The following is a 12,269-nucleotide window of genomic DNA, read 5'->3' as shown; positions in this document are numbered from 1 at the left end:
GCAAGTGGCGGATCACCTTGTGACTGTTCGCGCACACGCCAACCTTCTTGCCGGCTCGGACCAGATCCAAAATCATTCGCGCGCCGGTAAAGGTCTTGCCCGATCCAGGCGGACCCTGGATTGGCAGTACGCCGCCCTCTAACGCGAGTGCTAATCGACACGCCGCATCGAGCGCGACTTCGCCTTCGATTTGGATCGCCTGAGCGCCGAGTCGAGGCCCGAGCCGCAACAGCAAATCTCGTCCTGCCTGAAACGGGCCCAAACCCTCAATGCCCTGCACGACGACGTGATTGCCGAGCCGCACTAGCGAATGCGCCAAGACTTTGGCGTCAATCACCTTGTGGCGGAACATCGCTTCCGGATGGAGCTCCGCAGTGTCCTTGCGCTTCTTGACGTCGACCCAGCACTCATCCCACGAGATTGCATGGATTGCGCCGAACTTCTCACCGCCCACTCTCCGCACCTCGTCGCCCGCACGTGCGTCGCCTTCCTGGGGCGGAAAGGTATAACGGTGGATCGGCACCTTGGTGGTGCCGCCCTGATTGCCGACGTAACTCAAACCCGACACGCCCGCCCGTTCGTCTAGCAGGTCATCCGCAGGCAACTCCGCCAAACGGAAGTACTCCCACCACACTGTCTTTTGCTCCCGGCGATGCCAATCCAAGGTATGCGCGAGCAACCAACGTGCGTGCTGCTCCGCGCTGCGGTCGGCGGCATCCACGGGGACGCCATGGATCAATTGAGCCACTAAAGCATCGACTTTGGCCTGCCATTCTCCCACGGCCTCACTCGGAGCCGCGTCAAGCGCCTTCGGACGAGGCACCTCGGTACCTTGTGCGATTAGGGTGCTTCGTTGGACCTCGAGCCAATCGCGCAGGAAACGTGTCGACCCGCAGTCGTCTCGGTTGTAGCTTGCGACCTTTTCGCGCGTGTCGGCATCGATGAGGTCCATGTCGCCAAGTTCGAGCGCGGTTTGAACTATTGTCAGCGCTTGGTTTGCCTCGGGTAGTGGCGTAGCGCGCGTGAACTCGTATAGGGGTTCGAGCCTTTTGATCGAATAACTCTCGACGCTCGCGCGCAGACCTTGGCGTACCACGGCGAATAGATCCACCAGGCAACGGCCACGGAGCAGCGCGTCAATTTCGTCTTCGCGAGTCGCATAGCGACCCATCAATCGCTTCAAGGCCGCCGGCTCGTAGGGGGCGAAGTGATAGATGTGGAGATCGGGAAATTCAGTCAAGCGCTGAGTTACGAAATCGACGAAACGCTCAAAGACCTGTTTCTCCTCGGCACGCGACAGCGCCCAATCCGCAACGTAGATCTGTTCGCCGTTGGCGTCCTGATACTGATACCCAAACAAGTACTCTAGGCCGCCGTCCCCGGCGAAAGGATCGCCCTCGAGGTCCAGAAAGATGTCGCCCATGCTGGGCGCGGGCAAGGCAGCGAGTCCGAACCCTTCGACGATCGGCAGCAGTTCGTGCATGGCTACGCCCGCTTGGCGGCCGAGTAGTTGGATTCGGGCTTGTTCGCGGACTCGCTCGTATGCTGGCACTGAGCCACGAGAAGGCTTCCAGGGAAGCGGTAGAGGAACGGATGCGAGGCTGGCCAGCGTGTCGATTCCGCGCGCGGTCAACTCATCGATCTGTACCTTGCTGATGCCGGCGACCAGGCTCAGGTGATCGTCAGCTCGCCATTGCGAGTCACACCGCGCCCGCCAACGACATACTTCGCAATGCGCTTTTGGCTCCGGGTAAGTGACTGGGGCGGGTTGTTGCACTACCGCCAATTCCAGAGCCCGCCGCACATACCGATAGTAGGCGGCGAATTCGTCCATGCGGTACGGCTGTAGCGAGTAGACCGTCCAGGGGGCCACGATGTAACCAGTCTCTGGTCGTTTGCCTTGTGACGCTTCGAGCAACGCGGCGTAGAGGCAAAGCTGCAGCACCGCGCCAGCCTTGGTTTCGCGGGCCAGTTTGGTGTCGATGACTTCGTACGACCAAGAGCCGAGGTTGCTCGGCTGTTCAACCCGCTGAAGCACGTCAACTCGCCCGACAAAGTTATTCGAGCGCAAAGCGCCTTGAACGATAACTTCGTGCCCGGAGCGCATTGCAAGTAGCGTTTGCTCGACGGCGGCGTCATCTCCTCCAATACCGTCTACAAGGGTGACGGCTCGTCCTTGCGCTTTGAGGTGATCGACGAAGCCTTGCTCGTGCTGCGCACCGCGCGCCTGAAGAAGCTCCAACAATGGGTCCCAGCGGGTGGGCTTAGCCAAAGCCCCGTTCGCGACCTCAAGGTCCAATCGTGTCAAGTGATCACAGTTCAGGTGCCCGACTAAGTCAGACGCGCTTAGGAGCAGGACGTCGCAGTGCTTGTGCATGTTATCTCCTGACCGAAGCGACGTCAGAGTTTGAAAGCGAGCGGTGCAGAGTTCGAACCTGCGACCCTAATCTCAGGGCTGCCACGACTCCAGCGAAGTGTCATAAGCCAACGTCAACGGATGCCTTGGGTCTCCGCTCGAAGTGAGGCCAAGCACCCGAATTGGACAGACTACGTCGGACGCCAGCGCGCCGTGCACGCTCGCAATCCTCCCCCGCAGATTGCGCGGAACCTTGTTGGCTCGGCCCCAGCACGGCACGACGAGCGAAGCGCCCTGCAGGAGATTGCGGAGGTGGATATCGTTGCGCGGTCCTATCGGATCAGTGACGTACGCCAGTTCATCGACGTCGGTCGATCGCCAGGCAAACAAGTTGGCGACGGCGAAGCTGCCGTATCCCCATCGTTCGGAGAAGCCGCGCCACTTACGCACGGTGTGGTCGTCCACCTCCGCGTCGGCCGTGCTCGGATTTACGCCGATAAAGAGGACGCGGGGTAGGGCAGTGTTCCATTCGCGCGCCAGCGAGTAGCGGTAATGCCCGCACGACGAAATGGTGGCTGACGCCGCAGTTCCTCGCGTGACCATGCGCGTCAACGACGTCAGGCGTGATCGGCCACGGCGTCGTGGAAGTCGTTCTCGTGCACGATCGCCACGCGATGCCCGGCTTTTCGCAACTCCACCGCCTTCTCCACCTTGCGTCCGTAGCACGCGAACGCCCAGCAGGGATTCCCATCCGCCCCAATGACCAGGAAGTGAACCTTGCCGGACATGCCGCTGTGGAATCCGCCGCCCAGATCAACGACCGTCTGCGACAGCTTCTGCCTCGTGTACCGCGCCGAAGCGCCGGTGAAGCAGAAGTTCTTGTCGACGAACGTGATGTCGGGGCAAACAGCGCACAGGCCGCCGATGGAACCTCCGTCGCTAATTAAGCCGCTCGTGATCGTCCTACCGTCGAAAAGCGCGACAAACTCCGAGAAGAAGGATCGGAGCATCTCGTGCTCCTTGTCGTCGATCTTCTTGTCAGACAGGACAGACGTAACAAGCGCGCCGATCTCGTCGTATGGCCAGCAGGTCTTGAGGTGGTCATGCTCGTCGAGCCAATCGGAGAGCCCGCGCAACTCGGCTTCCGTGATCTCGCTGTCAGCGATGATGCCGCCGAGGATCGCGTGCAGGCGCTGCAGGTCTGCGGTGACTCGGTCATAGAACTCGGTCGAGGTCATGCGCTCGCAGAGCCAGACGAGATCTTCGCGCTCTTCGTCGGTGAGCCGCCCGTCAGCCACTGCGGCTTCGACGGCCGGGATGAACTCGTTGTAGGGGTGCAGCTCCCGCAATTCTTCGTGCTCGGACAGCCATAGATTCAGGAAGCTGACTTCCTTGGGGTTGATCTCGCCATCGATGGCGATGCCCTGGATGATGCCGAGGAGCGAGTTGACGGACTTCTCCAGACGCGAGCGTCCGGTGAAATGGAAGTAGGGTCGATGGTCTGTATGCACGGGAGCCCCCTCTCCGTGGATTTCGAGATAGTGAATATACCGCCGCGAGCACGGCTTTCACTCCTTTCGTCCGTTCCGCATTGGGGGGGGGCGAACTACCCACTCCAAATCTCATGATCTCGTCGCCAGGCCTGACGACTCACGACAGTTGCGGTATCGACGTGGCTATTGGTATCCCCGAGCCCGGCCTGTGGCCCGTCCGAAACTCGTTGAGCGAAGTGTGAGGCCGCGAGATCGACACTCGTAGCCTGCGCGGAGCGAATAGACTGTTCGCGCCGGTCGGGGGGATCGGGTAACGGGGAAATTGCGGAACGTATGAATAAGTTCGTATTGGGCGCCCTGGAGTGGCCGCTCTACTTGAAGTTGACGGGCGCCTTCCTGTGCGTGCTTTTCGTTGCTTTTCTCGTCTTGTTCTTGGCCAGAGGGTTTTGGCACTGGGTAAAGTTGGGAAGCATCTTGAAGGGCATTCGGGCGCTCGATGCCACCTCTCGGCCAGAGGCCTACCGCGATCTCTTCAAAGGCGACAAACGCCTTGTGCATCTGTGGGACGAGTACAAGGACACTCTTCACGAGCAGCGGGAAGAGCGGGGTGGCGTGAGTCGCACCGTCGCCTGGCGCGCGACGGTTCCGTCTGAGGTTTACTTCAGCAGCCAATACGTAGTTGACAGCAGGCTGAGCACGGAGTTCTTCAAGCACTTGCCTGGCATCTTTACGGGCATCGGAATCATCGRCACGTTCTTTGGCCTCATCCATGGATTGCAGAGCTTTCAGGTAAGCGCGGATCCAGCAAAGACGATTGAAGGCATCAAGCCTTTGATGGAGGCAGTGCGGGAGGCGTTTTTCGTCTCTGCATCTGCCATTACCGCAGCAATGCTCGTCACATTCTTTGAGAAAGTCTTGGTGAACGCGCTGTACGCGCGGACCGAAGAAATCTGTCACGCAGTCGACGCGCATTTCGATGCGGGCGCAGGCGAGGAGTATCTGTCGCGATTGGTTGCCGCCTCCGAAGACTCGGCAAGCCAATCCAAGATACTGAAGGACGCTCTGGTTACCGAGCTCGGCGACATCCTTCGTGAAATCAGTGGCGCCCAGACTGCTGCGCTTCAAGCATCGAACCGCGATCTTGGGGGCATGATCTCAGCGAGCATCGAATCGAGCCTTAAAGAACCTCTGACGCGGATCGAGAACGCGTTCAAGGACGTGCAGGGTGGTCAAAGCGAGCGCACGGTGCAGATGCTGGGCGACGTGATGGCCAGCTTCAGTCAACGATTGAATGATCTGTTCGGTGGGCAGATCACGGGCATTAATGAGCTCAATCGCCAAAGCGCCGAGACGATGAAGGAAGCCGTCGCATCTCTCAACAAGTTGGTAGGCGAGCTGGGAGACAAGGGGGCGCAGACCACGGATCGTATGGCCGAGAAGATGGTCGAGGCGATCCAGGAAATGGAGCGACGCCAGGCTGACATCAACGCGCGGACCGAGTCTGTCCTACAGAACGTGTCGACGCAGATCGCTGGCTTTGTGGCTACGGTCGCGGAAACGCAGTCGAGCACGCTTGCGGCTAACCGCGAGCGCGAAGCTGAAATGGGGCGCCGGACGACTGGCTTGGTCGAGGGATTGACCGAAAGCGTCGGGGCCGTCATGGAAGAAGTCGCAGCCGCGTCAAAGGCTATGGCCAACAGCGTCGATCGCCTATCCAGCGCGACGACGACGTCGATCGACAAGATGAACGTGGGTGCGGACAAGATTGCTACGGCGTCGGCGAACTTTGTTGCTTCGGGCACCAAGGTGTCCGAGGTCATGGACAAGGCGGCGCTCGTCGGCAACCGCTTGTCCGAGATCTCGGGTCATATGGCCGGGGCATCCAGTGCGCTGCAAGAGTCCCTGCGGGACTATCAAGCGCAACGCCAAGCGGTCGCCGCGCTGCTCGAAAATGCAAAAGCGACTATCGAGCTTGCGCGCAAGGAGGCGGGAGTCACGGAGAACGTACTCCAGCGCATCGAGGCTTCGAGCAACAAGCTTGCTCAGGTCCAGTTTGATTTTGAGGATTATCTCAACGGAGTGAGCGACACCTTGGCGGCGTCGAGCAACGCATTCCAAGATGTGGTTAAGAACACGCTACAGCAGGTCAACACGGAGTTTCACGGTCACCTCAGCAATTCCGTCAGGCTGCTCAAGGGGGCGGTTATGGATCTCGAGGCTACGTTGGGTAGCCTGGATCCGAGGCGCTAAGCGATGTTTGGCACGCGAATCACAATCAAGCGGGGCGGCAAGGACGAGGCAGAGAAGCCGTTCTGGATCTCGTTCTCGGACATGATGACGGCTTTGATGGTGCTCTTTCTCGTTGTGATGGCGGTGGCGTTGCTATCAATTCCCAAGAAGGTCCTCGAAACCGAAGATGGCAGCCGTCAGCACCAGAAGAAGATCGCCGAGATCCTTCAGAAGCTTGAAGAGGCGGCAAAGCGGCACGAAGGCGTGATCGTCGACAAGGAGCGGGGAGTCATCGATTTCGGGCCGAGGGCACAGTTCGAGTTCGGTCAGTGGCAGCTCGATCCGTCCAAGGAGCTTGTGCTTCGCGAGTTCGTGCCCGAAATCCTCAATTTGGCAAATGACGAGATAGGCAAGAGCGTCCTCAAGCGCGTCGTAGTCGAAGGCTACACGGACCGAAAGGGGACGTACCTAGCGAATCTCAATCTGAGCTTGCTGCGAAGCCAGCGTGTTCTTTGCGCGCTGTTCGCCAGTTCGGGCGCGAATGTGTTGAGCGACGCACAAAAGGAAAGTGTGCGACGCCTCTTCTTCGTAGGTGGCTACTCGTTCAACGCGGTTAAGAGAAGCGATGAGGAGAGCCGGCGCGTCGAGATGCGTTTGGAGTTCCTAGCCTTGGGTGAGCGGCGGCCGGAGCCTCCGGAAGGTGCGGTAACGATCGGCGAGTGTGCATTGCGATGAGCTCGCTTGATCGACTTCGGAACCGAATGCGGGAGTCAGGACTAACGAGTCTCCACCTAGACGTGGGTGGCGAATTGGCCGAGTTCAACAAGAAGTTCGAAAAGCAGATCAAAGCGAGCAAGGCATTGATCGACGATGACGTGGTGCGAAAAAGCATTGCCCGCTTCTGGAATGAGCAGAAGTTGGATTCATTGCGCGACGCGCAGTTGGTGTCCCATGGGCTAACACTGAAGGTGGATTCGACCAAGCCTAGCCTCATGGAGGACCGTCAGAGATTCCGTGCAGTGTTAGATACCCAGGCCGGTGTCGGGCAGTGGCTGGAAAATCCTCGATGGTTCAGGCGCTGCTACCGAGGCTTGGTAGGCAGCTACTTTTCGTACGATGGTCGAGACTCGAAAAAGCCGGTAGATGGCCAGAAGAACTGGATCGATCTGCGTGACTATTTGTTTAAACACTCAGAACGCATCATCGACGCCGAATTCAGTATGGACTGGGTCGAAGTCGCGACGCAGAACCGCTCTCTGTTCTCGGACAAGCCGTGCGCGCAATGCGCAAGCGCTGCCTTCGAGGGGCGCACCGAGGTCATTGATTTAATCACGAATGAGCTTGGGATCGATCGAGACTCCTGGTTTCATTGGGAGTTGATCATGGCGCAGGTGCGTCATGCCACCAGCCTCGTCGACGACCGCTTCGTAGATCAGATTCCCCGATTGCTATCGCTGATAACGGGCAACGTGTTCGTTCGCGAAAAGGCGATGGCGCAGATTCTTGACCGATATGCGGAGTCGCGGCAGACGGTGGTTCATCCGGCGCTTCGCGATACGGCGGTGGCTTGGTGGGGAAATCCTTGGCTGCCCTCAGATGAGCAGCGGTGGGGTGGGGTGCAGCAACACACACGGGAGATGGTCGCCGTGTGGCTGCGCAAGGACTTCATCGAAGCCTTCTTTGCGAAGCTCGCCAGAGACGGCGTTGGCGACAAAACGCGCGCCAACTTCTGGCTGCGCTATGTCAAGTCGATGAAGCAGGTCGAGTTTGGCCTTGGCTCCCTCGCACTAAATTCCCGGGATAGGGACTTCGTCCTGTTACGCGAAAAGATGAAGGGGCTATTCCAGCGATTGGACGATCCAAACCCTTCTAACAACGCGTTCATTATGACGTTTGGAAGCCTCGTCGCGGTGGAGTTCGGAGGAGAGAGCAACGCCCTTTACGGATATGACCAGCGTAGGCAGTTACCGTTCGATATGAGCCGCCCGCTTCAAGTTCCCGTCGATGCCCGAAATTCGCTGAAGCACAGGGAGCCGGTACGTGTGCTGTGGCTGCAGCACCAAGACAACATCAGGGGCTACGCGCAATGGGAAGACATGTTCGCCGCGGAGCTGCGTAACAAGTTCGGGATCGTTCCTGACGATCAGCAGCAAGCTAGTGGTGTTGGGCGAAGTACTGTTGTGCGCGGCACTGAAACACGAGGGTCAGACGATCCGCCCATTCCACCGTTCAGCGAAGCCACCTTGGATAATTTTGCGCGGAAGCATGGATTTCGAATCCGTGATAACCGGGCGCGAAACGGCAATCTGCGTGCCGAGACCCATAACTTGATCCCAGAAGTTTCGCGCGTCTTACGGGCCTGGGGGTTTGAGTACAACCACGGCGGGTTTTGGTGGAAGAAGTGAAGGGAGGGCGACAAATGCTCGGAAATCTGTTTACGTCATCCCGGGGTCAGCTGCCGAAATGGCGGATGACGTTCTCCGATTGCGGGGTTCGCGTCAACTCCTCGGGAGAAGGCGTCGATCTAACGTCCTCCCTGTTGCATGGCTACATTGCGCAGCTCGTCGATGACGGATTCGCCTCGGAAACCGCCGACGGGTTCGAGATTCCTTGGGATGGCTTGTATGCGGCGCTGGAAAGTCCTGGTTACGCCGAGTTGCCGCAGTTGTTATGCCTCCCGGTATTTACTGAGCTGACGCCCTCGCTGCGAAGTGCCGGCTCGCTGACGGACGAAGAATTCGCAATCGCTATTGATCAGTGGTCTGCGCCTTCCGGTCGTTCTCGAACGGCAGACTTGACGGGCGCTGTGATTGACGGCGGGCAGAACGCGACTCTCATGCAGCCAGAGCAATGGGCGCTTGTTCGCGAAGTCATTCGATTTGCAGGGCGCGATGCGTCAGAACGCTCCGATGCATCCCAGCGCGCCGCTTGGGGGCGCATCCGAGCACTCGCCAACAAGGCAGGCGCACGCTTAGACGACTTTCTCGACCGTACCGTGGTCTTGACGCCGGATCGCCTGAGCTTCGATCTGCGAAAGTCGGGGGCCGTGGTCGGAAGTACCGTCATCGAGGTGGCTCCACAGTTCGAAGGCGCTCCGACGGACTGGCTCGAAAGGTTTGACGCGCGGCGAGACGTTCCTGACCGATATGACATTCCGACCGATCGCGGGATCGTTCAGGTTCTCGTGACGTCACAGGTAAGAACAGTCTTGCAGGAGATCAAGCGCTTTCCGGGACGGCGGATCGCGGGATCGCGTGCGGAAGCCTTCCTGCTCAATCCTTATGGTGTCTTGGGAGATGATGCGAAGGAGGTAATCGATGAGACTCGGTTCGAAGAGGCCAAGTCGGAAGCCGGCATCTATTTCGAGCGCTTCACTCCCGCTATCGAACATGACGCAAGCGGATATCCGGTCAACGTTGGACTATTGATCGAGACATCTAGCGCAGCGGGCCCTGTCTCTTCGCGAGTTGAGTCTCTGACGGACGAAGACCTTCGTGAATTCGTTAAAGAGCTCGAAACGGCGATTTCAGGCAACCATCCCCTTATGGGGTGGAATGGATACGACCTGGAAGTCCAAGGGGACGCTTCAAGCCATATAGCCGAGCTGAAGGAAGCGCTGGAGCGGCGCAAAACTCCGCCGCCGGTCATCTCGTGGGAGCGGGTCTACGACCTGAGTTCGTACTCCGAGCGAATCGAGGGCATTGGCGAGGAAAAGCCATACTACTCGCCCTACATCGCCAAGAAGAATGACGACGAGCCTTGGTTTCCGGAGAACGTCGAGCCGTACGTAGTACTCACCCCGCCGGATGAATCGGAACCCATCCTGATCCCCGTGAGCGAGAAGTTCCTCAAGCAACTCAAGGCGCTGTTGGAACAGGCGAAGGCAAACGGGCAGCAAGTATTCGACGTTCCTGGCCTTCCTCGGCCCATTTCTGTCGCAGACGCCGAGGGAATCACGGGAACGTTCGAGCGGATCGACGAAGTCATCGATCGCGGTGAGTTTAACCCTGAGGCAAACGTCACCCCGCGTCCCGGAACCCGACGCAACACACTCATCCTTCGTTCGAACATCCAATCTCTGGATTACGAAGTTCGCAGACAAGCGCTGCAAGCTGTCCCAGCCGAACCGGACGTTCCTAAGAGCTTGCGCGCGGAATTTCCGCTGTTGCCGCACCAGAGGACGGGCTTGGCGTGGTTGCAACATCTCTACCGCGCTCAATCCGAGTTTCAGGTTCGCGGCTGTGTCCTCGCCGACGACATGGGGTTGGGCAAGACTTTCCAGTTGCTTGCCTTCATGGCGTGGCTCGCGGAGCGGGATGCCGACGTCTCCCCGATGCTGATCGTCGCGCCGGTTTCGTTGCTGGAGAACTGGAAAGAGGAGATCGCAAAATTCATCCAGCCGGGCGGCCTCCCGGTGTTGACGGCCTATGGAGCGTCGCTTTCCGCGCTGCGTGTGCCCAAGCAGGACGTCGACGCGCGGTTGCGAACTGAAGCTGGGCTGGTCAATTTCCTGAGACCTGACTGGGTCGGCCAAGCCAAGGTGGTTTTGACAACCTACGAGACCCTGCGCGATCTCGAGTTCTCGTTCGCTGCCCAGCGATGGTCGGTGATGATCTGCGACGAAGCCCAGAAAATCAAAAATCCCGCTGCGATGGTCACACGCGCAGCGAAGAAACAGAAGGTCAACTTCAAGATCGCATGCACCGGCACACCCGTGGAGAACACGTTGGCAGACCTGTGGTGCCTGTTCGACTTCATCCAGCCGGGCTTGCTCGGCGCGCTGGATGAGTTCGGAAAGCGATACCGAAAACCGATCGAAGCGAGGACCGATGAGGACCGCGCGCGCGTTGAAGAGCTCCGCGAGCGCATCGCCCCTCAGATTATCCGTCGCACGAAAGCAGAGGTCGCCACGGACCTCAAGCGGAAGGTTGAAGTCGCCGATTGCCAGAGCCTGAAGTTGTCCAATGCGCAGCGGATRCTGTATGCAAAGGCGATTGATGGATTCAAGCGCCGGAATGAACCTGGTTCGGTGGTGCCGTTCAAGAACCACTTGGGGCTGCTGCACTATTTGAGATTGGTTTGTACGGACCCCAGGCTGCCGGGGCTTCATGCATCAACGACTGAGGCGCTAAAGGAGTATCGAACGAAGGCGCCGAAGCTGGACTGGTTGATCGATGAACTGCGCCAGATCGAGAGGCGTGAAGAGAAGGCGATTCTCTTCTGCGAGTTTCGAGACATCCAGCGCCTACTGCAGCACTACATCTCGGACGCGTTCGACTATCGACCCGACATCATTAATGGCGATACGAGCGCCGCTGCGGAATGCAGCGATAATCGACAAAAGCGAATTCGCGCATTCCAGGCGAAGGCCGGCTTCGGCGTAATCATCTTGTCGCCGGTCGCCGTTGGCTTCGGCGTCAATATCCAAGCCGCGAATCATGTCATTCATTACACGCGAACCTGGAATCCCGCCAAGGAGGATCAGGCGACAGATCGCGCTTATCGAATTGGTCAAACAAAGGACGTCTACGTCTACTACCCCGTGGTGCGGGCAGAAGACTTCGTGACCTTCGACGTCAAGCTTGACGAGCTGTTGCGCCGCAAGCGAGTGCTTGCGACCGACATGCTCAATGGCGCCGGGGATCTCGACATCGGTGACTTCGACATCGGCGATGTCGTCCCTCCAGGGGTGGCAGAGGGACTGAATCCGCGGGTCGATATTGGAACCACCAATAGAATGTCTGGGCGCTACTTCGAGGCATTGGTCGCATCGTTGTGGCAAAAGCAGGGGCACGGGTATGTGCTCTGCACGCCGTCCGCAGGCGACCATGGCGTGGACGTCGTGGCCATCTCTGGCGACCAAGGTGTCCTGATTCAGACGAAGCAGAGCTCCGTTGAAGGAAATCGCCTAGGTTGGGATGTGGTCAAGGAAGTGACGGGCGGCGAGGCGTTCTATCGACGCCAGTTTCCAAACATCAACTTTACGAAGGTCGGCCTGACAAACCAGTTCTTCAACCCGAACGCGCACGAGCAGGCTCGATTGAACAACATTCAGCTGATTGAGAGGCCCGGGCTGCAGCAGTTGCTGGAGAGTTTTTCCGTCAATCTAGCCGGGGTGGAACGGCAGATGCACGGATCCAGAGGTTTGGATGCCAATGTTGAGGTCGACTTGGTCTGACTTGATTGAGGAT

7 protein-coding genes are annotated in these 12,269 nt (G+C 58.8%); 4 read left to right on the top strand and 3 right to left on the bottom strand.

The features are described 5' to 3' along the window. From AC1DOM_RS16235 to AC1DOM_RS16225, 3 genes are all read right to left on the bottom strand, one after another. The coding region (locus tag AC1DOM_RS16235; RefSeq protein ID WP_498965168.1) for a TM0106 family RecB-like putative nuclease at positions 1 to 2,377 on the bottom strand (2,377 nt) is incomplete at its 3' end. Positions 2,378 to 2,449: 72 nt separating this feature from the next. Next, the gene (locus AC1DOM_RS16230) at positions 2,450 to 2,959 is read right to left on the bottom strand and encodes a DUF1643 domain-containing protein (protein WP_498965172.1); all 510 of its coding nucleotides are present in this window, start codon (positions 2,957 to 2,959) and stop codon (positions 2,450 to 2,452) included. A gap of 14 nt (positions 2,960 to 2,973) precedes the next feature. Then, the gene (locus tag AC1DOM_RS16225; protein ID WP_498965166.1) at positions 2,974 to 3,867 is read right to left on the bottom strand and encodes a BRCT domain-containing protein; all 894 of its coding nucleotides are present in this window, start codon (positions 3,865 to 3,867) and stop codon (positions 2,974 to 2,976) included. Between the two features lie 315 nt (positions 3,868 to 4,182). Between AC1DOM_RS16225 and zorA the strand changes: the two genes are divergently transcribed. The 4 genes from zorA to AC1DOM_RS16205 all read left to right on the top strand — a co-directional run bounded on the left by zorA (position 4,183) and on the right by AC1DOM_RS16205 (position 12,256). Then, positions 4,183 to 6,099 carry an anti-phage ZorAB system protein ZorA gene (zorA, locus tag AC1DOM_RS16220; protein WP_498965164.1) on the top strand — a complete coding sequence of 639 codons (1,917 nt, stop codon included), beginning with the start codon at positions 4,183 to 4,185 and terminating at the stop codon, positions 6,097 to 6,099. A gap of 3 nt (positions 6,100 to 6,102) precedes the next feature. After that, on the top strand, positions 6,103 to 6,813 hold the full coding sequence (locus AC1DOM_RS16215; protein ID WP_498965162.1) for a flagellar motor protein MotB: 711 nt from the start codon (positions 6,103 to 6,105) through the stop codon (positions 6,811 to 6,813). Positions 6,814 to 6,875: 62 nt separating this feature from the next. Continuing rightward, entirely contained in the window at positions 6,876 to 8,483 is a 1,608-nt protein-coding gene (locus AC1DOM_RS16210) for an EH signature domain-containing protein (RefSeq protein WP_498965160.1), read from the top strand. Next, on the top strand, positions 8,471 to 12,256 hold the full coding sequence (locus AC1DOM_RS16205) for an SNF2-related protein (protein WP_498965158.1): 3,786 nt from the start codon (positions 8,471 to 8,473) through the stop codon (positions 12,254 to 12,256). Before AC1DOM_RS16210 ends, AC1DOM_RS16205 begins: the two co-directional genes overlap by 13 nt. Positions 12,257 to 12,269 lie beyond the last annotated feature (13 nt).

It is taken from the genome of Lysobacter sp. P5_B12, from assembly GCF_056400425.1.
Note: the sequence above shows the minus strand (reverse complement) of the source record. Positions and strands in the feature narration are given on the sequence as shown.